Annotated in this window: 17 protein-coding genes; 9 read left to right on the top strand and 8 right to left on the bottom strand. The window is 66.3% G+C overall.

Annotation, left to right across the window (positions count from 1 at the left end):
* Positions 1–10: 10 nt before the first annotated feature.
* Both CTZ28_RS00075 and CTZ28_RS00070 read right to left on the bottom strand, forming a co-directional pair.
* Positions 11–2,143: a protein kinase domain-containing protein gene (locus CTZ28_RS00075; RefSeq protein WP_398654965.1), complete on the bottom strand. Its 2,133-nt coding sequence runs from the start codon at positions 2,141–2,143 to the stop codon at positions 11–13.
* Positions 2,140–2,808 (bottom strand): hypothetical protein, encoded by a 669-nt coding sequence (locus tag CTZ28_RS00070; RefSeq protein ID WP_147481102.1) that lies wholly within the window; start codon positions 2,806–2,808, stop codon positions 2,140–2,142. The genes CTZ28_RS00075 and CTZ28_RS00070 overlap by 4 nt, the downstream gene beginning before the upstream one ends.
* Positions 2,809–3,227: 419 nt before the next feature.
* Here CTZ28_RS00070 and CTZ28_RS46780 point away from each other — a divergent pair, with 419 nt between their 5' ends.
* Positions 3,228–3,401 (top strand): hypothetical protein, encoded by a 174-nt coding sequence (locus CTZ28_RS46780; RefSeq protein ID WP_183154190.1) that lies wholly within the window; start codon positions 3,228–3,230, stop codon positions 3,399–3,401.
* Between the two features lie 939 nt (positions 3,402–4,340).
* Here the strand turns inward: CTZ28_RS46780 and CTZ28_RS46560 are convergent.
* Entirely contained in the window at positions 4,341–4,916 is a 576-nt protein-coding gene (locus tag CTZ28_RS46560; protein WP_220795296.1) for a hypothetical protein, read from the bottom strand.
* Between the two features lie 520 nt (positions 4,917–5,436).
* Between CTZ28_RS46560 and CTZ28_RS00060 the strand changes: the two genes are divergently transcribed.
* Both CTZ28_RS00060 and CTZ28_RS00055 read left to right on the top strand, forming a co-directional pair.
* Positions 5,437–5,922, top strand: coding sequence for an SPW repeat protein (locus tag CTZ28_RS00060; RefSeq protein ID WP_183154189.1), 486 nt, complete (start codon positions 5,437–5,439; stop codon positions 5,920–5,922).
* Positions 5,923–6,177: 255 nt separating this feature from the next.
* The gene (locus CTZ28_RS00055; protein ID WP_183154228.1) at positions 6,178–8,211 is read left to right on the top strand and encodes a TerD family protein; all 2,034 of its coding nucleotides are present in this window, start codon (positions 6,178–6,180) and stop codon (positions 8,209–8,211) included.
* Positions 8,212–8,317: 106 nt separating this feature from the next.
* On the opposite strand, the gene CTZ28_RS00050 is transcribed toward CTZ28_RS00055, so the two are convergent.
* From CTZ28_RS00050 to CTZ28_RS46550, 4 genes are all read right to left on the bottom strand, one after another.
* The gene (locus CTZ28_RS00050; protein WP_121887089.1) at positions 8,318–8,731 is read right to left on the bottom strand and encodes a DNA-binding protein; all 414 of its coding nucleotides are present in this window, start codon (positions 8,729–8,731) and stop codon (positions 8,318–8,320) included.
* A complete protein-coding gene (locus CTZ28_RS00045; RefSeq protein WP_121887088.1) occupies positions 8,728–8,991 on the bottom strand; it encodes a CopG family transcriptional regulator in 264 nt (87 codons plus the stop codon). The genes CTZ28_RS00050 and CTZ28_RS00045 overlap by 4 nt, the downstream gene beginning before the upstream one ends.
* 1,321 nt (positions 8,992–10,312) lie before the next feature.
* Positions 10,313–11,152 carry a hypothetical protein gene (locus tag CTZ28_RS46555; RefSeq protein WP_147481100.1) on the bottom strand — a complete coding sequence of 280 codons (840 nt, stop codon included), beginning with the start codon at positions 11,150–11,152 and terminating at the stop codon, positions 10,313–10,315.
* Positions 11,139–11,948 (bottom strand): SMODS domain-containing nucleotidyltransferase, encoded by an 810-nt coding sequence (locus tag CTZ28_RS46550; RefSeq protein WP_147481099.1) that lies wholly within the window; start codon positions 11,946–11,948, stop codon positions 11,139–11,141. Before CTZ28_RS46550 ends, CTZ28_RS46555 begins: the two co-directional genes overlap by 14 nt.
* Positions 11,949–12,431: 483 nt before the next feature.
* On the opposite strand from CTZ28_RS46550, the gene CTZ28_RS00035 reads away from it, so the two are divergent.
* Positions 12,432–13,361 (top strand): phosphotransferase family protein, encoded by a 930-nt coding sequence (locus CTZ28_RS00035; RefSeq protein WP_121887087.1) that lies wholly within the window; start codon positions 12,432–12,434, stop codon positions 13,359–13,361.
* 18 nt (positions 13,362–13,379) lie between these two features.
* Here the strand turns inward: CTZ28_RS00035 and CTZ28_RS00030 are convergent, their stop codons facing one another.
* Positions 13,380–14,627: an NsdA family TPR-like regulatory protein gene (locus CTZ28_RS00030; RefSeq protein ID WP_183154188.1), complete on the bottom strand. Its 1,248-nt coding sequence runs from the start codon at positions 14,625–14,627 to the stop codon at positions 13,380–13,382.
* A gap of 403 nt (positions 14,628–15,030) precedes the next feature.
* On the opposite strand from CTZ28_RS00030, the gene CTZ28_RS00025 reads away from it, so the two are divergent.
* The 5 genes from CTZ28_RS00025 to CTZ28_RS00005 form a co-directional block, all read left to right on the top strand.
* Positions 15,031–15,594: a bifunctional DNA primase/polymerase gene (locus tag CTZ28_RS00025; RefSeq protein ID WP_121887085.1), complete on the top strand. Its 564-nt coding sequence runs from the start codon at positions 15,031–15,033 to the stop codon at positions 15,592–15,594.
* A complete protein-coding gene (locus CTZ28_RS00020) occupies positions 15,581–15,895 on the top strand; it encodes a hypothetical protein (protein ID WP_121887084.1) in 315 nt (104 codons plus the stop codon). The genes CTZ28_RS00025 and CTZ28_RS00020 overlap by 14 nt, the downstream gene beginning before the upstream one ends.
* A 3-nt stretch (positions 15,896–15,898) precedes the next feature.
* On the top strand, positions 15,899–16,228 hold the full coding sequence (locus CTZ28_RS00015) for a hypothetical protein (protein WP_259471403.1): 330 nt from the start codon (positions 15,899–15,901) through the stop codon (positions 16,226–16,228).
* Positions 16,229–17,150: 922 nt separating this feature from the next.
* The gene (locus CTZ28_RS00010; protein WP_147481098.1) at positions 17,151–20,555 is read left to right on the top strand and encodes a PIN domain-containing protein; all 3,405 of its coding nucleotides are present in this window, start codon (positions 17,151–17,153) and stop codon (positions 20,553–20,555) included.
* Between the two features lie 75 nt (positions 20,556–20,630).
* A partial coding sequence (locus CTZ28_RS00005) for a transposase (RefSeq protein WP_147481097.1) occupies positions 20,631–20,831 on the top strand: 201 nt, incomplete at its 3' end.

Here is a 20,831-nt window from a genome sequence, read left to right as displayed (position 1 = left end):
CGGCGCACCGTCACGCCGTCCTCGGCTGCGGCGCCTTGTCCGGGGCCGGGCCCAGATAGTGGAAGCCGCCGTCGAGGACCTGGTGCACAAAGCTGGCCGGCGTCGTCAGGGTCGGCTGGCCCGTCCTTTGGTCGAAGGCGAAGTCACGGGTGATGCCGCGATACGTCGCTTTCTGCAACGGGCCGATCAGCGCCTTGCGCGCCGGCCGCTTCCCGCCCGTCGCGACGAGCTGCCGGATCAGCAGCTTCGCCGCGTCGTAGCCCTCGGCGGCCCAGAAGCCGGGCGCGCGCCCGTGCCGCTCGCGGAAGGCCTGCGCGAAGGAACGGACGCCGGCCGCGCCCGGCCCGATCGCGCTGGCCACCACTGTCCACCCGGCCGCGGCCGGCTCGGCGGCGAACCGGGCGTCGAGGGCGGGCTCGGCCGCGTACTTCGGCCCGGTGAAGTCGGCCAGCCCCCGCGCCGCACGGATCGCCCCGTCGACCGGGCCCGCGTACACGAACGCCTCGATCCCGGCGGAGCGCATCTCCGTCAGCACGGGGGTGAGATCGGTGGTGCCGGCCGGCACCACCCGCGGGTGCGTGGCGTCGCCGTACTGCCGGACAACGAGGTTGACCATCTGGATGGTCATCCAGGAGGCGTCTCCACCGCTGCGGTCCAGCAGCACCCCGACCGAAGTCGCCGCGCTCGTCGCCTCCAGTTGGAAGCCGAGACTCATGGCGACCGTGTTGTGCAGCGGCCGGCCGCGCACGAAGGAGCGGACGTTCCGCACCAGGTTCTGCCCCGCGGACATGCCGAGCACGGGCAGCAGGGCCGCGTCGTAGACGGGCAGGGCGGCCTGCGTGGTGGCGTCGGTGCTGGACCCGATCACCGCCAGGACGTCCGCGTCGTCGGCGAGCCGCTCGGCAGCCGCCGCGGCGCGATCGGACCGGCCCTCGTCGTCGGAGGTCTTCACGTGCAGCGTGAACGGCCTGCCGAAGAGGGCGTTGAACTCCTCCACCGCGATCTGCGCCCCCTGCTCCTGCGCCCGCCCGACCGCCTTCCCCGGGCCGCTCAGATCGGCCTGCACGCCGATGGCCCAGCCGGGTCCCGCCGACGCGTGCTTCCCGGTGCCGCCGCCCAGGCCGGCCCGGGCCGCGGCACCACCGCCCACGGCGAGGACGGCCGCGCCCCCCGAGACGGTCGCGAGGAACCTGCGCCGCGACGGGCCGCGGTCCCGCACCGGCCCCTCGAGGATCGTGGCCCCGATCTCGGGCAGCGACAGCATCTCGGCCGACCGGTCGGCGACCATGCGGACGACGGCGGCGGGCAGCCAGCCGGCGGTCCCCGACGGCACGTCCTCCACGAGGGCGGTGTCCAGCTCGGCCGGAGCAGGCCGGTCGTCCGGGTCCTTGGCGAGGCAGCGCCGCAGCACACCCGCCAACTCCTCGTCCAGGCCGTCGAGATCGGGCTCGTCGTGCACGGTCCGGTAGAGCAGGGCGTCCACGGTGCCACCGCCGAACGGCGGCCGCCCCGTCGCCGCGTACGCCAGCACACAGCCCAGCGAGAACACGTCACCGGCGGGCCCGATCCGGTCGCCGTCCCCCGTGGCCTGCTCGGGGGAGAGGAACCCGGGCGTGCCGACCACCATGCCGGCCGAGGTCAGCGCGGTGGCGTCGAGGGAACGTGCGATACCGAAGTCGATCAGCCGGGGGCCGTCCGCGGCGAGCAGGATGTTGCCCGGCTTCACGTCCCGGTGCACGAGCCCCGCCGCATGCACCGCGGCCAGCGCGCGGGCCAGCGTCTTGCCCAGCACCCGCACCGCCCGCGCGGGCAGCGGCCCGTGCCGGCCGACGGCCTCGGCGAGCGAAGGACCGGGCTCGAAGACCGTGGCCAGCCAGGGGCGTGCGGCGTCCGGATCGGCGCCGGTGACCCGGACCACCCACGGGCAGTCCACGCGCCGGGCGGCGTCCGCCTCGCGGCGGAAACGGGCACGGAAGTCGCCGTCGAGCGCATACTCGGCCCGGATCACCTTGACGGCGGAGAGCGCCCCCGAGTCGGTCCGGCCGAGATAGACGACACCCATGCCGCCCGCGCCGAGCCGCGTGAGTATCCGATGCCCGCCGACGAAGGACGGGTCGCCGGGGCGCAGCGAGCGGTCGATCACTTGCGGGCCCCCAGTTCACTGCGCACCTTGGTCTCCATGGCGGCCACCGACCGCGCCTGCGCGGCCAGCAGATCGCCCTGCGCGTACCCCTCGCCGCCCTCGACGACGACGGCGATCGTCACCGGCCCGAGCCTGACCTGGTCCCAGACGTAGGACATGGCCTTCTCGCCGAGGTCGGGATTCAGATACTTCCCCATCTCCAGCAGCACATCGTCGGCCGACGTGTTCCCGTTCGCCCCGTAGCCGGCACCGATCGAGTTCAGACCGCTGATCCGCTCGGTGGCCCGCAACTGCTGGTCAGGACAGCGCAGTGCCTCCTCCAGCGTCTCGGCCATCTCCCAGTCGGCCCGGCCGGCGGTGCGGTGCACGGTGACGGTCGCGGCGGTGCGCACCTCGCCCTTGCCCGCGCCGGCCGGGAGCCGGCTGTAACGGGTGAGGCTGCCGAGCACGCCGGCGGGGAGCGACTCCTGCCGCCAGACACAGTCGGCGCCCAACACGGGCCAGTCGGCGGGATCGCTCTCGTACGGGGTGCGCCGCTCGTAGCCGGGCCCGTAACTGTCGGGGCCGGCGGTTACGGCGCGCAGCAGCCGCAGCGTCTGCGACCGGGTCTCGGGCAGCCGCGCGGGATCGGCCCGGAACGACGGATCGGCGGGGCCTGCGCCCAACTGCCCGGCTGGAGCGGCGGTGCCGGTGCCTGGGCCTGGGGTTGTGCCGGAGCGCGAGCCCGAGTCTGCGGTGTCCGAACCTGTGGAGGTCGTGCCGGAGCCCGCCGGGCCGCTGCCCGCCGCCGAGGTGGCGGCACCGGGACCGGACCCGCTCTCCCCTTCCCCGGAACACCCCGCGAGCAGCGCCAACGAGGCACAGACCACCATCGCGGACCCCCGTCTTCCGCGCCTGAGCGCCCCTGCGTACGTCACAATCCTCCGTCCCACACCGCCGGCCCCACCCGCACACGACACCGGCCCGGGGCGGCGGACATCGATCAACTCATCTTGACGTATGGGGAGATGGAGATGCGACGCACGGCGCATCGGGCCGGCAACAGGCGTGTAACCCTTGAACAGCCGATCTTCACAGCTGTTCCATGAGTGTCACAGGTGCGGCCTCGAACGCGAGCGACACCGCCTGTGTACGGGGGAAGTTGAACATTGCACACCGTCCCAGACACCTGGCGGCCACGTGGTTCGCCACCACGCTCGCGGGACCTGGCCTGACCGTCGCCGATGCCTCCGACGCGGTGATCAAACTGCCGATGTAGCACCTGGCCACCTTTCGGCCCCCGGCCCAGGTCTACGGCCTGGCGCTCAGCGCCGACAGCGGCAGGCCCTGCGCCGGCCTGCGCGAGCGGATCCAGACGTACGACACCTCCACCTTCGAACCGGCAGTCCTCGCCGCCACGAACACCGACACGCGAACTCCCCTTCGAAGGAGGCCAGTCGCACTTCACCACGCCCAACTCGCAGCACGTGGAACGGCAACGGTGCGCTCGGCCTGAAGGGTATGGCGTTCTCCGCCGACGGCAGCCAGGTCGCCGACTCCGCCCACGGCACCCGGCTGCTCACCACCGACGACGTCCGACGCGCCGAACGCCTCCCCGGCGCCACCGTCGGCCCGGTCGCCTTCGGCGGCGAGGGAAAGTACCTCGCGCGGCGGCCACCGGCTCCACGCCCGACCCGCTGCTCCAGCCCGCCGACCCGGCCGACTCGACGGCGCCGTCGGAGTCCGTCTTCGAGGGCATCCTCGACGGCGACCGGGTCGCCCGGCGCGGCATGGAGTGATCGGCCGACGGCGCCCGGCTGTTCGCGGTCACCACGAACGCGCTCGGCAACCAGCTCTGGCCACACATCATCCAGGCGCCGGCCGTGCAGTACGCACCCGCTTCACCGGCGGCCTCACCCACAGCCCGGCCCGGGCAGGCGCCGGTCGTGCGCAGCAGGTCGGAGTCCTACGGGCCCGCCCCGGCACACCGCTGAAGGCCACGCCGACCCGTACGGACGCGACCGGTGCCCATGACCTGGGCACCACCACCGCCAAGGCGCACGGCACCTTCACCGTCCTCGACGAGCCGGACCTCGTCGACGACGTCACCTGCACGGTGTCCGCCGAGGACCTCACCCACACCGTCACCGTCGGAAAGGCCCCCACCTCGATCACCCTCACCGCACAGGGCAACGCGCGGCCGGACCGCGCGGTGCTGTCACCACTCGTGGTCGTGGATCACCCGGAAACTGCCCACGGCGCCATCGTCACCGAACAGGCCCCCATGGACGGTACGGGTCACCACGCCATTGGTGGCGCCGTGCGGACCCACGGTGGCGACCGGAGCACCGTTGTCACAGGTGAAACCACGGAAGACCTCGACGGTCTTCCGGCTGTCATTGAAAATGCTGAAGCTGCTGGAGCCCAGCCCGCTGGCCGCGGTGATGCAGCCATCGGCGGCGGCCGAATACGTACGTTCGTTGAAGTAGATCCTCCCCACTTCCTTATGGCCGTAGCCGCCGCCTCCTCCTTCGCCGCCCTCGCGGTCTTCGCCGCCCTCGCGGTCGCGATCCTCGTCCTTCTTCTCTCTGCCCGAGCCGCCGTCGCCCTCGGGAACCGCGGCAGGCGCGGCTTGCGGGACGGGCTTGGCCGCCTCCTGGACAGGGCGAGCCGGACGCTCGACAGATGCGACCGCGTGGTGCACAGACGGGGACGCCGGGGCGGAGTCCGGGGTCGAGGCGTAGGTGATACCGGTGGCTGCAAGGACCGCCGCGCCTACGCCGGCAGCGGCCACAGCAAATCTACGCGTGGGCATGTCACTTCTCTCTGTCTCAGGGACGTCGGCCGGGCGACCGACCTGCGATGAACGTAACTAAGGGTCATATAGCTGTCATTTCGGGCACGTCCAGGGTGTGACGCCAGGGGTCCAGGCAGGGGAAAACGCGGCGCTCACCGCATACCGCTGGCGATGACCGATCTGAACTCCGGGGCCCGAGGCGCTCGGCCCTCGCACCGGTGGAGAGACCCGACGGGGCCGTACCCGGGACACGTGCCTGGGCACAGCGCCAACCGGGTGGTTCCACGAGTCGGGACGACCCCGCCCAGCTCGTAGACGTGCTCCAACGGCGTCGAGGTCCTGCCGGCTCATTACGCAAAGTGTCTCGACGGGTGCGGGAAGTCACCGGCCGCCGCATGGGAACTGCTCCGCGAGTACCCGGTCGGCTTCGATAGTCCCGCCCCGCGATGGTTATTCCGTGGCCTTCGGGTACTCGGCCGCTGCAAGACCAGGAACAGAGAAACTGGAGGTGATGGGTATGGCGACCGCGCCCAGATCTGACATAGCGAGCCATCCCGACATCGTCGCCATGCGCGAACGCCATGAGATTGCCGAGGGGGCCGCGACCACTTCGAAGGCACAGGCCGTCGAGACCATCGCCCTGATCACCGGGCTGTACTTCGCGGCTTCGCCGTGGATCACGGGATTCAACGGGCTCTCCACCCTGGCGGTCAACAATTTGATCGTCGGTATCGCCTACGCCCTCCTCATGAGCGGAGGCTTCGGCCGGGCCTATGACCGGGTGCACAGCATGGCGTGGGCCGCTTGTGCGCTGAGCGTGTGGATGATCATTTCACCGTGGGTCGTAGCCGGGCACGTCAGCACGACCAAGACCATCATCAACAATGTCGTCGTCGGCGCGATAGGCCTGCTGCTGGCCCTCGCGGCCGCCGCGTTCGGCCGCCCGACGGATCGGGCATCCGCACACCGCATGTCCGCACCGCACACGGGCGGCCGAGGCTGACACGACGCGGAACGGGGGTCCCGTACCTGCACAGGCGCAGGTACGGGACCCTCGTGTGATTCACCGCTTCGCGGCGCACCAGGCCATGGACCCCCTCCGTCGATACTCCACGAATTCTCCGCGACACCTACAGCCACGCCTCGTGGGCACTACTGTGATCCGTGTGCGGCTGGTCACACAGTGTCGCCATCGGGCAGTTGAGGCTGAGCCGCCCTCGTGTCCGGATTTCATGGTGTGGGGGGATTCGTGCGTGAAATGGTCAAGGGCTCGAATGTAACTCTGTCAGCCCTGAGCGAGAACGTCGGTTCGGCGATCGTCGGACTGGGCTGGGGGAGCCCGACCGGCGAAGGGGATGCCGACGTGTCCGTCCTGCTGCTGGACGCGAACGGCAAGGTCCGCAGCGATGCCGACTTCTACTTCTACAACAACCCGGTCGCCGCTGACGGGAGCGTGCAACTCTTGGGCAAGACGCCGACGACAGACGGAAACGAGGACCGGATCAGCTTCGACTTGACGGCGGTCCCGTCCGATGTCGACCGCATCGTCGTGGCTGCCAGCCGGTACGAAGGTGCTCGCTTCGGAGAACTGGAGGGCGTGAAGCTGTCGTTGGCGGACGGCGGCGGTGAGGAACTCCTCCGCTTCGCCATCGACGACGCCGACTCGGTGAGCGCGATCATCTTCGGTGAGCTGTACCGGCGTGGGGAAGAGTGGAAGTTCCGCGCGGTCGGCCAGGGCTACGACGCGGGCCTCGCCGGTCTGGCGACGGACTTCGGGGTCGACATCGAGGACGACGCGACGGCAGAGGAAGCGCAGGACAACGCCGTAGACGACGATCAGGCGGACACGGCACCACCGGTGGCGGCCGAAGAACCCACGCCGCAAGGCACCTTGGGTGCCGTCCCCGCCCCTCGCCGGCCTGACGAAGGGGACGAGCGGAGGAAGCCGACCGCGCGACCTCGTACCGCGAAGAAGAAGGTCACCCTTCCCAAGACGGTCAGGAAAACGCTGGCGGAGAACGAGTCGTGGAAAGAGGCCAGACTCTTCCCGGTGTCGGTGCTCAAGAGCGACCGGGACCGTGAAATGCGTGCGACTTCGGTGCTGCTGTCGGTGATGGCACAGGTGCCGGAGTTCGGCAGGAGGCTCACCGCCGCGTTCGGCGCGCCGGCCGGTCGCACGGAGACCTTCACCGAGGTCACCCTCCCGCACGGTGACACCCCGCGCCGCCCGGACGGAGTGATCCGTGTGGAGCGGGCCGGCAAGCTGTGGACGGCGCTGGTCGAGACGAAGACCAACGGCAATGCCCTCAAGGCCGATCAGGTACAGGCATACATGGATATCGCCGCGCGCCGTGGCTACGAAGCCGTGATCACCCTGTCGAACGACGTCGCGTTGGAGGGCAGCCCGCTCGTCGACGTGAAGATCGACGGACGGCGCAAGCACAAGGTGGCTCTCTGGCACCTGTCATGGGCGGAAGTAGCCCATCAGGCCCAGATGTTGATCCGGCACGAGGGTGTCGGCAATGCGGCGCACGCCTGGCTCCTCCAGGAACTGCTGCACTACGTGCGGCACGAGAACTCCGGCTGCCACGGCTTCCAGAACATGGGCCCGGCCTGGGTTCCGGTACGCAATGGAATCGACGACGAGACCCTGTGCCAGGGAGACCCCCGCGCACTGGAGGTCGTGGAGAGCTGGGAGCGACTCATCCGCCAGGTCTGCCTCCGGCTGGGCGGTGAACTGGGGCAGAAAGTACTGCCTGTTCAACGCGCCAAGCGCGGAACCGATCCGAAGACACTCCGGGACCGCCTTGCCGATCAGCTCTGTCTCGAAGGGAAACTGGAAGCGAAGCTGCGTATCGAGGGAACGCCCGGCGTCCTGGCCGTCAGCGCAGACCTGCGTACCGGCAAGCTCCGCACCGCCATCGAGATCCCGGTGCCGGAGCAGGGCTACCCGTTGGCGTGGGCGAAGCGGCTCGTCCGGCGCCTGGCCGAGGCACCGGCGGATCTGCACGTCGAAACCCTCGTCGAAGGGGAAAAGGGCGGCCCACGGGGAACGCTCGAACGGTTACGTCCCGAGCCGGCGGACATGCTGCCCAAGGAGAACGGCACCCAGATCGCCGGCTTCCGCCTGTCCCTCTTCAAGGGCATGGGAAGCAGCCGCGGCAACGCAGAGTCCGGCTTCATCCGCAGCGTCGACGACGCGGTGCAACGCTTCTACACCACCGTGGTGATCCACTTGGACGGCCCGACCCCCCGCCGAACCCCGCCCAAGGCACCGACGACGCCGAGCTGAAGCTCAGCGATCACCCGGACGCCGGGAGATCGCTCACCGCAAGATCGATCTGTTGTCGACTTGCCGTGCTCCTGCCCTACTCCGCTGCAAGTCCTCGCATGTGGGGTCAGATCTTGATGACGGTGGCGCGGGTCCCGCAGAGTGCGGCGAGGTCCTCCGGGTCGGACGTGAGCACGGTGACGGGCCCGGGGGCGACCAGGGCTGTCGCGCTCAGTATGGCGTCAATCGCGTACTTGTGGCCGTGCAGGCCGGCGTCGGCCAGAAGGGCGGCGGCATGGCGGGCGATCGGTTCGGTGACCGACTCGACGACAAGACGGGAAAGGGTCCACTCCAGGGCGGGGCGGTTGATGCGTGGGTGGACTACTTCCACCAAGGTGGCCGCAGACGTGATCACGCGCAGGTCATCGGCGCGGGCGAGGGCGAGCCAGGTGGCGACTGTTCGGTCACGCAGCACGGCCTTGGCCAGTCCTTCGCTATCGAGGACCAGCGTGCCACCCGGGGCGGCGGGGGAACGCGTCACGCCGCGTTCTTCCCGTCACCGCTCTGCTGGGCGCGTGCCTGGTGGAGCTGATCGCGCAGGGCCTGCACCTCGTCCTCGGTGATGGGACCGTGCTCCGCCTCGGCGACCTGGATGAGTTCGTTGAGGTTGTCGCGCTCGATCTGCCGGGCGACGGCGGCGGCGACGTAGGCGGACAGACCGGATGGGCCACTGCGGGCACGCGCGGCGTCGGCGATGTCCCGGGGCATCGTGATCGAGTACTTCTGGGTGGGCTCAGTCATGCTCCGTATACTACCGCTAATACCCCCCAAGGGGTCGGCGCATGAATTGCTGCTTGGCGGGATTGCCGGTGGTCCTCGCCCGGCCGCCCTAGTAGTACTACGGGAGCAAGATCCGGGCGGCACGGGTGTTAAGGGGGAATGTGGGCGGGCAGGAGGGAGTCGTCTCGGCCTTGGACGCCTGGGTGACCCATGAGGGCGTACCTGCGCGGGAGCCGGGGCGGCGTCTGCGCGGGCATGTACATCGTCGACGTGCGTGGCTCCGGCATCGGAACGGACCAGCGCCAGGGGGATGACCTGAGACTGGCCGGCCCTGACACAACATGCGTCGACGCAGGCCACACCGTCCTCGACGTGCTCGAAGGACGCCACCGCCCTTCGAGCACGCGTGCTGGAGTCCGTGGATCCCACCGACCCGCATTCATGGACGAAGCCGCAGCCCACCGGTTGCACATACAAAATGCCCCCGCACCAGTCATTTCCGCTGGTTGCGGGGCCTGCAAGACACTCGCACCGCTGGAGAGTGAGCGCCCCGGCGGGATTCGAACCCGCGCATGGCTCCGGAGGGCAGGCGCCAGGAGTATCAAGATGAGCATCTGAACTGGACGAACGTCCATAACGCTCCTTCCGTATACGTCCCTCACTCGCTGCTCACTCGGAGGTGCGGTCCGCGGGGCCAGCGTCACGGCGGACCAACGGTTGCAGCGGGCGCTCTGGCGGCGGACTGGGGCGCGGAGTAGCCCGAATCGGTTGGTCGGCGCGGCCCGAACTTGGTTGGGCCCACCGCACCACCATGGACGAACATGCGAGTGTCGTCGTGCGGTTGAGATGCTGCCACGGAAGCCAACTCAGGAGAGGCTCGCAGCGCACCAGCGCATCTCGGCCGACGCCGACCACTAGTCACCATGGTTGGCTGCTCCATGAGCACGGTTGTGGCATGCACCGAGTGACCAGGTGCTTACGTAAAGACGGCCGGGTCTTCCACAACAAGCGCGGCGAGGTGCTCGGAACTTCGAGTTACTGGCGGGTGTGGCAGGAGGCTCGTCCCATCGCTCTTCCGCCGGACAAGGCCTGCGTCACACCTGCATCACGAACTGGTTGAACGCTGGCGTCCCAGTTGCCGAGGTCGCTCGACGTGCAGGCAATTCTCCCGAAGTTATTCACCGTCGCTACGAGGGTTGCATCGACGGCCATGAGGAAGTCAACAACGCGAAGATCGAACGGGCTATGGGGTGGATGAGCTGACGTGACTAAAGCGGAGAATGGCGGCTGCCCGAGAGTGTGGAGATTTCTCGGTTAGCCGCCATCTCCTTCTCTTTCACTGTTACGCGGAGGCCGTCCGTCTAGCCCAGAGTTCATTCAGATGGTCTTTTTCACGGTCGTATAACCATTTGGGAATCGGAGGTGCGCTGGCCGTAGTTACCCGATAGTCGCCGTAGACGGCCAGGATTGTTCCGAGCTTATCTCGCCTCAGCTCCTCCTCGGAGAAAGAGGCCAGCGAGTCGAGGCGACTGTCAAGACGCTCGCTTTTTACTGCAGCCGATTTCCAGGACCGAACTTCGCTGAATTGAGTCAGTGCTGCGCCTGATGCTAGAGCAGCCACAAGCACTCGGGCGAGAATGAGGCTACGACCTCCGGAGGAAAGCGGAATCGCCACAAGGATGGAGGTAATTGTTGTTCCGGCGAATATCCAAAGGATTCGGGTGTAGTGCGCCGCTGTCTTCTGGTACTGGTGCATATTCCAGAAGGCGTTCTCTTGGAGGTGGTCGCAGAGTCGCCGCATTCCGACTGGTGAGTTGCTCGCGAAGTAGTCCGGTGCCGCGGGCTCTGTTGCCTGACCAGGTGGCATGGGAGTGACGCGGCTGAGCCATTTGTTGAGCTCAAGCCGCTCTTCGGTGCTTCCTAGTGCGTTCAGGGAGAGCCCGTGCGTTCTTCCTTCTTCGCCGTTGCTATGGAATTTCCCGGCCTTGTCTCGGGATATCCAGGAGCAGACTTGGACTCCAAGAGCCAAAAGCGCCGGGATGTACGTATAAGGATTGGAGATGAAGATCGAGACTATACTCAAAGCGAAAGTGGCGATGGGTAGCCTGCGGCTCCATTTGTACCAGTCGCTTGCCTTCTCGAGTTGTCCATCTGCTAGGCCGATGACCTCAAGTGATGACATTTGTAAATTGGTCACCGAACAACCTCCCCCATAGCTCGATAGATTTCTGCACGTCACCCGACTGCTGGCTCGAGTAGGCCTCTTCGGCGAGTTCCTTAGACTCCAGCAATACCGGCTTTTTTATTGGACTGATGTTGATCGATCGTTCGATGGAATTGAAAAGTCGGACTATTGCGCACGGGAGTTCCGGAATCTCATTGCGGAACGTTTCTAAGGTGGCGAGTTCGATTTTGTACGACGCAATTGGTTGACCGTGCGTCTTGCTCCACCACTTGCATAGGCGGATCAATTTTTTGAAATCTTCACCTAGTAATTCGGTGGCTTCTCTGGTTCTCCTGTTCTGCTCTTCCGGGGCGTATGTTTCCCATCCTTCCTGACTAGTGGCGGGAATCCTGTATACGTCGTCGGCGGTTCCATTGATTCCGCAGTGAATTGCGGCAAGGACATCGACAACGGCACCGTCTGCGTGCGTAACGCGGACGACGTTCTCGGATACTTGTGCATCCGGCTCTATCTCCCGCAGAATATTCGCGAAAGTGGAAACAAGAGTGGCAGAGTCCGAGTGGGCGAGTCGATCTCGGGATTCAATGACGGCCACGATGTCAACATCCGAGTATTTTTGGATAGCCGTAGATCTAACCATCGACCCCGTAATGAAGCACTCTCGCACTTCGGGTCGCTGCTCGATCTTTTGTGAGAGGCGTCGTCCCTGCTCAAGGGCAGTGGACTTTTCGCCGTCTGAAAGTGTGATGCGCTGAAGGAAGGCGTCAAACTGATCTGCGATTTGGCCAGTCATTTCGAGAAGAGCATTCGAGTCCCGTGGCACGTTGCTGAGGTGCGGATAGGGCCACAGTGTGCCGCATGCTGGCGCCTGTCACAGCTGCTACGCGTCGATCGCGGGCCGGTCCAGCCGACGGGTTGCGTCGAAGTCAGGGTTCGGGGCAGGCGATGGGCGTCCGGCGTCGTCAGGATCCCACTCGCCACTCACTCGGGATCCGTGCGTGAGAATGACAAAGAGCCGGACTCAGTGGGACTGAGTCCGGCCCTTTGTATGTGACACTTTGGCAGGTCAGCGGCTTGATCGCGCTCGTCCTGCTTCTGTGCCCCCGGTAGGATTCGAACCTGCGCACACGGCTCCGGAGGCCAGCAGAGACCGTTGCGCTTCTGGGGCGCTGACCTGCACGGGAGGGGCGTTCGCGGTCGCTGCTGGCTAAGATCATTACGCCCCTATTACGTGGGCGGCCTGTCGGGCGGTCGGTACGGCCCGTATGGTCGAAGCATGATCTCGGGCAGCAGCGGGGGACCGGACGGCGGCGGCACGGAGTTCACGGCGGAGGGCTTGGAACCCGTACTACAAGAGTCTTGCGCGACGGCTGGGCTCGACTCCCGCGGCGCCGAGCTGCTGCGGCTCGGTTCGAACGCGGTCTACCGGCTCACCTCGTTACCCGTCATAGTCCGCATCGCGCGTGATCGATCCGTCCTCGCGGACATGGACCGGGCTGTGGGCGTGGCCCGGTGGCTGGAGACGCAGGACTTCCCGGCTATGCGCGCGCCGGCGTCGGTCACGCAACCGCTGGTCGTCGGCGGCCTGGTGGTGACCTTCTGGGAGAGCGTCCAGGAGAACGAGGAGTACGCGTCGGTCGGCGAACTGGCCGACCTCCTTCGCCGCCTCCACTGGCTTGAGGAGCCTGAATCTCTCCGCCTCCCGTACTTCGACCCGCTGGCCAAGCTGGCGGCCTCGCTGGAAGGCCTGGACGGCATCTCGGCAGAGGACCGGACGTTCCTGGACGAACGAGCGGCACGCCTCGCCAAGGACTACGACCGACTGGACTTCGTTCTTCCCTTCGGCATGATCCACGGTGACGCCAGTATCGGGAACATCCTCCGTCACCGGGACGGGCACGCGGTGCTCATCGACCTGGACGGCTTCGCTCTCGCCGCGCGCGAGTGGGACCTGATCCAGACGGCGATGTTCTACGACCGGTACGGCTGGCACACAGAGGCGGAGTACGCGGAGTTCGTTCACCGGTACGGCTTCGACGTCATGAACTGGCCCGGATACGAGACCTTGGCTGACCTGCGTGAACTGATGATGGTCTCGTGGCTCGGCCACCAGGTCACGACCAGCGACTCAGCCGCTGCGGAATTCGCTCGTCGGGTGCGGTCCCTTCGCACTGGAGAGGGGCGAGACCAATGGGGTCCGTTCTGAAGACGCGGCGATTTGTGGTCAGACAACGACATGATCGCCGGAGGCGATCCATAGCCTGTGCTCCCTGACCTGCTCGGTGAACGTCTGCACGTCCGCACTGCTGCTGGCCGCTGCGAGGTTCTGCCGGAACTCGGCAAGGTAGCTGACGCATCGTGCCGATTTGAGCTGTTCCCCCAGGTCAAGCGCATCGAGTGCCACGCGACAGGCCTCCTCGGCGTCCCCGGCGCGTAGGTGGGCGTCGGCGAGAACCATGGTCGCGAAGAAGTCGCTCCGTACGTGGCTGCCACTCATGGCGTTCTCTGCGTGCGCGACGGCTTGCCGGGCGCTGTTGACGTCACGGAAGCAGTGGGCGGCTTCTGCGGCAAGCTCGGCCTCGTCGAAATAGCTGATCCACTCGGGCTCGTCGTCGTTGTTCCGGTTCTCCAGCGCCTTTGTGGCGGCGCTCAAGGCGGCTTCGCAGGCCCGGATGTCTCCGGTCCGGGCAAGCGCGCGTGCCTCCATGGCGTGGAACTGGGCGCGAAGCGTGGGAGTGGCCACGGGAGAGATGCCCATGAGAGCAGCACGGGCGAGCGTCGCGGCCTGCGTATACCGGCCGAGAAACGTCGCCTGATGGCTCATGGCCGACAGAATGCTTCCGGCGAGTCGGCGGTCATTGGCGTCCTGGGCTAACCGGAGAGCTTGGAGGAAGTACCTCTGTGCCAAGCCGTGCCGACAGGCGTCATAGGACATCCAACCGGCCAGGAGAGTTGCCTCTGCGACGGTCGAGAACAGGGCCCGGCCGACCTGCTCGGTGTATTGGCCGCGCAGCAGCGGCGTCACTTCGGTACTGAGGTACTGGATGGCTGCGTGCTGCGCGTGATCGCCACCGAATCGGTCGTCTAATTCGGCGAACATGTCGGCGGTGGTCTTGATGGCGCCCACGTCTCCGAGACCGACGCGCATCCCGCTCTGCCGTTGCCTGGGAACGGCAGGCTCGGGTGCCACCAACCACCGGAGCGAAGCTTCGTTCCAGGCCGGTTCGGAGGGCTCGGCCTGGAGCAAGGGCTCATACTGGTTGAGATCTGCCCGCCACAGCTGACCGACGACATCGATGGCGTCTTCGGGGCTCTCCGGATAGCCGGCGTCCAGGAGCCCCGTGTCCCGCTCGCCTTCGTGGTTCAGCCCGAGTTCGGCGGCAGTGAGGTCGTACGCCTCGCACAGCAACGGACCGTAGAAGCCGTCCGGCGCGCTGTGCCCGTTCTCCCAACTGGCGATACGGCGCTTCACGCTCGCATCTGACGGGAGCTGGTGGCCACGACGCGTTGCGGCCTGGCGGAGTTCGCGCACCAACCGCGGCTGACTCCAGCCTCGAACCACACGGGCTTGCCGTAAGCGAACGCTGGTCGGCTCCATCGAAGACGTGACCGTTCCCTCCGCACTGGCCCGTTGGCGCAACTCTTGGGCGCGTGACTCCTCGACCCTACGACCGAATGTACGCGCTGCTCATCGCTGAGCGCTGCAAGTAATTGGAGATCGTGAGCGATTGCAACATGACGGGGGATGACGCGTGCGCGGGTGACGCGTCATCCCCCGTCACCTCTCGTCATCTGCCCTGGCCAGGGTGGTGACCCTGAGTCTGGACACAGGGCGGCATCGGGGCCGCAACTGAGTCTGACCGAGGTGAGATGACGTGCAGAGGATCACCAGGAGGGGCATTGAATGGCTCTCCGCGGCGGCTGACGATCCGGAGGGGTGCCGCGCTACCTGGATCGATGATCCCCGTGCACCGTACATGCTGCCGACCGGGCGTTACTTCGACGTGGTGACGGTGGATCAGCGGGTCGGCATGGAGACCTTCGACCAACTGCTCCGCCGGGGCCTGCCGTTCGGCCCTACTGTCCTCGATCACAAGGCACAACGCGTGGGTTTCTTCCTGGGCTCGCGGAGCCAGGAGACTTTCCTCCACTACCTCGGACGGGAAGAGGGCCCCGCACCCGCCTACCGCTACCTGAGCCGCGGCTCCGCGGTCGTCGTCCCTGGCCCCATTCCCCTGCGCGGGGACCGTTACGAGTGGCTGCGCGCCCCGGCCCGGCGGCCTATGGCCAACCCGCTCCGTCCGGTGGCCCTGGCGACCATGCTCGTTGCCTCCGCCGAGTTGCTGGCTCGGGTGGACCGGTACGGCGAGCGCTACCGGGCCGCGGACACCTTCGGCCTCTCCGCGATTGAGGGGGCTCCGATCGATGGGGCGGGATGATGCTACCGACCGGCACGACGCTGCCACCTGGTCACCGTTGGACAGTGACGGTTGGTACGCCGTGCGTAACGCCACCACCGCCCTGCGGGACGCTTTGATCCGGGCGGGACTGGAGAAGGATTTCCCTTATCTACGGGCTGAATTGAATGCTTTCGGGCACGGCTTGGTCGAACTCGGGCGCGTTTCGCCGGCCACCGCGGAGCGACTGGCGGAGCTGCTGCGGCTGGCGCTGGCTTCGGGCTTGCAGCGGCTAGCGGAGAGCGGCGACGAGACGACCGAATCTCGTGAGGAAAGGGGCTGAACCATGACCGACCGATGGGGCGTAGTCGCCAAGCGTGCGGAGAACCTGACGCCCGGCGTCCCCTACGTCCGCGGCTGGGCACAGGCTCGACGCAGCGCCGGCACCGTGGCTGAGCAGCTGACAGCCTTGGGCTTGGAGTCGGACTTTCCCGGCCTTGCGGCTGATGTGAACGTCTCGGGCGACGGCTTGGTACGCCTTGGCAGCATCCGTCTTGAGGCAGCGCTGATGCTGGCTGAACTGATCGTGTCGGGCCTCAAGGCGGAGACGGCCCCCCACGCTGATGCGACGGCGGTGGGGACGACGGCTGCCCGTCGAAGCTCGTCCGCCGCCTGACCAGTTCGACTCCGAATCTCCGGCCGATTGCGGTCCGAGCGTGCTCCTTCGACCGGCCGGATCGCCCCGTACGTCGCCGTTTCCCCCGACGGATGACGTGCGGGGCTTCTTGCTACGCGCCATGCCTCCCTCTGTTGGTCTGCCGCTCGGCCGGGACCGGCGCTGCAGCGCCGCAGCCCGGACGAACGGCAGACCGAAACGCTCGGCGGCTCGGCGGGGATGCTGGCATGAGAGGACATCAGCTTGGGAGGCTGCGGCATCCGGGTGATGTACTTCTGTCGGACCCTACGCACCTACTGCCCCCTAGCTACGCGGCTCCGCTGTTGTGGATCGCATCGCGACGTCCTCGACCAGGCCTACGCGTAACCGCTGTTTCCTCAACTGCCGCTGATTTGACTACATAATCAAGCGTCTTGCCGCTACCTTCTCATCAGAGGGCCGATGGAGGCACTCACCGTTCTTCTGGACAGAACGGGCGTTGACGAAGGATCGGTGAGTTGGCGGCTGTGGCAGGGACTGGGCGCATATGGATATCGGTGGCGGTTGCGTTGACCAGCGTGGCGACCGTCGGGCTGGTCCTGGTCGCCGTTTTCGCAGCCCCTGACACGACAGAGCGGACCGTAGGTGTGGTGGGTACGGTCGTCTCGATGCTCGGCCTGCTGGTTTCTCTCATCGCCTTGTTCCGAAGCGCAGGTGGCGGGACCGCGGGTGGGCGGCGCGTGCGCGGCGGCCGTCGATCGGTCGTGGCTGGCGGTGACATCATTGGCTCCGCGATCGGGAAGGACTCAAAGGTGACCGGCCCTCATTCGTCGCACGGTGGTACCGCGGTGAGGCGGAACGCGGATGATGTGCGAGCCGGTCGAGACGGGATCGCAGCTGGAGGTGACATAAGGGATAGCGCTCTCGGGGAAGGCAGTGAACGGTGACGCCGTTCTCCTGGATTCGCCGCAAGGGCAAAGCCGCTTCTCTGGGAAGTGAAGAAGGACCCATCGAGGTCCCGCAAACTGTTTCCGCTGGCCCTGGTGCGGTCGCGGCTGGCGGAGCAATCATCGGTTCTGCGGTGGGTGACAACAACAACGTCACATACATCGATAAGCAGTACGTGACCGATGGCAGCGCCTCGCTGAAGGCGGCCGAGGCTGCTTTCGAGCAGGCGCTAGCCACCTTGCCACCGGTGCTCCAAGAAGAAGCTCGCCAGCTGCGTGATCACTGGCCCGACATGGAAGCGGCCGTCAATAACCTTCCCTCTGGTAGGTCTGCGCGGAAAGACATAATTGAACAATGGGCCAAGCATGAGCCACCGTGGCTCTCCAGCGCCCCTACCCGCGCGCTTCCGTGGCTTGGCCAACTGGCTTCGGCTTACGATGCTGAGAGTGCCTCGTTCTCGTTCTATGACCGGGCCGTACGCGAGGGGGGATATCCTCGCGACCTCGTGATCGTCCAGGCTGCCCTACAAGCAGAAACATTGACCGAGGGCAGCGCACGTTCGTACCTAGCGGCCCATGTAGACCTTGACTCGTCGTTGGTCTACTCCGTGCGATCCGCCCTTGATAAGGACTGGGACGCAGCCCTGGACCACTTGAACCGGTGGACTACTCCCGGTAGCAGCGGACAGACTCTGCAGCGTCTGCTAAGGACGCGGATCCTCCTAGCGCAGGACTTGATCGACCAGGCTCTGCCAGCCCTACGTGAAGCAGATGTCGCACGCTTCCCTCAGCTAGGGCTGGAACTGTCACAGGCTCTGCTCCAACGAGCCGGGCGCCGTACTACTCGCCATAGGCTCGCTGACGCCCAAGAAGCCCTGGCTGTTGCACTCCGAGTGCGTAACGCACGTCGAGAATGGTTCGGTGACAGCGCGGCTGCGATCGTCCTTGCCATGCGGGCCGCACTGTTGAGTCAGGATCTGGCAACGGCGTGGGCTCTCTCCCAGCCGGCTCCGGAGGGAGACGCTAGCGAGCAAGAAGCGGAGGATTCTCGGGTATTGCAGGAAAGTGCACTGTTTGCCGCGCTCACGGGCCGCGAACATCGCGCACGCGAACTCTTGGGCGTGGTGACTAGCTCGTTCACTCGGGCACAGGTGCTGGCTGTGCTTGAGGAACGCCGTGCCGACAGCAGTGATGATCAGCGGGTAGCCGATGCTTGGCAACGCACTTGGGACGCGGCGACGGCAGGTCCCGACCAGCTCATCGCGGCCATGGGGCTGGTGGAGTCCGGGCAGGACCTGCCTGATATCTCTCACTTGAAGGACGACTATCCCGAGGCGGTAGCTGATCTCGAGAAACTCGCCCACGCCCTCAGCGGCACAGCAGACGGCGACCTGTCAATTCTGCGTGCCAACGCGAACCAGAACCCGACCGTCGCCGTGAAACTGGCGCAGCGCTATCAGCAACTCGGCGATCTCGAAAAGGCTGCAGCCACCATGCAGGAGGCCGCGACACACTGGCGCGATGCTCAGCTGATGACCTTGGCAGCTCGTGGCTACCAACGCGCCAGGAACTACGAGAAGTCCAAGGAATGCGCTGAGAGCGCGCTGCGGATCGCCGGCCCCGGCTGGGCAGCGCAGGGTGCCATGTACGAGCTGCTTGTTGAGACAGAATCCGCCGCAGGGAACTGGGAAAAGGCCACAGACGCGGCCATCACACTCCTGCGCCTGGACCCGCATAACCTTGACGCACGCTGGGCCCTGGCGAAGTGCTACGTCACTCGGGCACAGCCCGACGAAGCGTGGCAGACACTTACTGAACTCGGCGAAGCGGCTACACCACGACGCCGCGACGAAGCGATCCTGTGGGTCCAGCTCGGTGCCCGCATGTCTACTGATCCGCAATTTGCGGGGCGTGCGCTGGAACTGATGCAGCACTGGCCACAGGACGAAGAATTGCTGGGGCGTTTCCTGGCAGTTCTTCTCTGGCGAACGACTACGACGCAACCCATGACCGCGGAAGCGGCTGAACTGCTACGTGACGCGAGCTCGGACTACTTGGAGCGGTTCCCCGACAGTGTCTATTTCCGCGCCCTCGATGCCAGCGATCCGCGCGCGATATTCGAAGAACTAGGCCAGAGGCTGCGCCGCGAGTACGAGGATGAGGACCGCCGTGAGATCCGAGAGCAGATCGAGCAAGGCCAGTTCCCTTTAGGAATGCTGGCCTTGATGAACGGCCGGTCATACGCCGAGGTGTGTGTGCGGCTTACCGAGGGGCCTCCCGGTTTCTTCGCATCGGATCCAACCTCGTACGTGTGGGAGGCAAGTGCCATCCAAGCTGCGCTGACCCGGCGGGTTGTCGTGGATACAAGCGCAGCGGTGTCTCTCGCCCTGTTGGAGCCGGGTGCTGCCGAACGGCTTCTTGGCTTCTGCCAGAGCATCGTGACAACTGACCAGATCCTTGGCGACGCCCTCCACGCCGTGGAGTCCCTTGCGCTGCGGTCCGATACCACGGTGGTCTGGAACGCGGAAGAGGAACGGGCAACTCTGCATGTTGCTCCAGAGGAACAGACGAGGGCCCTGCGCGGGACACTTGAGCGTGCCGCTGACCTTGTGCGACTACTACCGCGGGTGGCCAGGCCGGAGCTACGTGCATTGCCGCGGATGCGGGGAGAGCGCGCCCCGCAGGCATGGCTCACAGCCTTCGATTACGCCAAGGAGCACAACGCGGTGCTGTGGTGCGACGACCGAGCTCTGCGCACAGTTGCCCGGTCGGTGGGCGTACCCGCATTCGGAACGCTTGCCCTAATCGACGCGTGCCAGCGCGAGCAGACCGTGCCATTGCAAGAGGCAATGGTTCTGAGGGCCGAACTCCTTCGGCATTTCTACATGGATATACCCTTTTCGGGCGAGCTGTACGAGTTTGCCGCACAAGCCGACGGCTGGCAGGCCCGAGCCGTAGCTACAGCGATCGCACGGCCGACGGCTTGGACCGATGCGCAGGCCGTAGTGCGGCTGGCCCTCAACGCAGTTGCACAGATCGTCAATTCTGAACCGGACCATGCTGCTGCCTGGCTGAAAGCTGCGTACGTGGGCCTCTGGCGAGCAACACTGCCCTCCCACAGGGCCGCCAACCTGGAAAAGCTCTCCATTCAAGCCCTGACCCAGCCGTGGGTCTCCGCCTCATCATTGCCCTTCCTCCTCACAGGTCTACGCAACGGTGCCACAGAGGTCCAAAGCGGTGATAGCCCTCTGATGACCGCTCTGGCTCGCTACTACGGCGGACTAGTTCAACAAATGGGTCACCCTAGGGCGGGAACAGAGTTCATGAACCTGTTCAGTCATGCTGCCACAGCGGACAAGTCCGCAGCTGCACGCATCGTGCTCACCCACCGCGACAGCTAAGCCCTTGGGTCTGGTGCACGATCGGGTGACATCTGAACTGGCTTGCCCTGTGGGGCGGGTGGGAAGGATGTTGCTGTGCCCAAGCCTTATCCGGAAGAGTTCCGCGAGGATGTCGTACGGGTCGCAAGGAACCGCGGCCCGGGCGTGACGGTGGAGCAGGTGGCCGCCGACTTCGGAGTGCACGCGATGACGCTGTGGAAATGGATGCGTCGCGCGGACATCGACGACGGGGTGAAACCCGGAACGACCAGCCAGGAGAGCGCGGAACTCCGGGAA

The sequence above is a fragment of the Streptomyces shenzhenensis genome (assembly GCF_003688995.1).
Lineage (GTDB): Bacteria > Actinomycetota > Actinomycetes > Streptomycetales > Streptomycetaceae > Streptomyces > Streptomyces shenzhenensis_A.
Note: the sequence above shows the minus strand (reverse complement) of the source record. Positions and strands in the feature narration are given on the sequence as shown.

What these genes read in the sequence shown, in the direction of transcription:
- CTZ28_RS46780 (WP_183154190.1), top strand. Translation starts at nt 3,228, where the DNA reads ATGAGTGTCACAGGTGCGGCCTCGAACGCGAGCGACACCGCCTGTGTA.
- CTZ28_RS00060 (WP_183154189.1), top strand. Translation starts at nt 5,437, where the DNA reads ATGGCGACCGCGCCCAGATCTGACATAGCGAGCCATCCCGACATCGTC.
- CTZ28_RS00055 (WP_183154228.1), top strand. Translation starts at nt 6,178, where the DNA reads ATGGTCAAGGGCTCGAATGTAACTCTGTCAGCCCTGAGCGAGAACGTC.
- CTZ28_RS00045 (WP_121887088.1), bottom strand. Translation starts at nt 8,991, where the DNA reads ATGACTGAGCCCACCCAGAAGTACTCGATCACGATGCCCCGGGACATC.
- CTZ28_RS46555 (WP_147481100.1), bottom strand. Translation starts at nt 11,152, where the DNA reads ATGTCATCACTTGAGGTCATCGGCCTAGCAGATGGACAACTCGAGAAG.
- CTZ28_RS46550 (WP_147481099.1), bottom strand. Translation starts at nt 11,948, where the DNA reads ATGACTGGCCAAATCGCAGATCAGTTTGACGCCTTCCTTCAGCGCATC.
- CTZ28_RS00035 (WP_121887087.1), top strand. Translation starts at nt 12,432, where the DNA reads ATGATCTCGGGCAGCAGCGGGGGACCGGACGGCGGCGGCACGGAGTTC.
- CTZ28_RS00020 (WP_121887084.1), top strand. Translation starts at nt 15,581, where the DNA reads ATGGGGCGGGATGATGCTACCGACCGGCACGACGCTGCCACCTGGTCA.
- CTZ28_RS00015 (WP_259471403.1), top strand. Translation starts at nt 15,899, where the DNA reads ATGACCGACCGATGGGGCGTAGTCGCCAAGCGTGCGGAGAACCTGACG.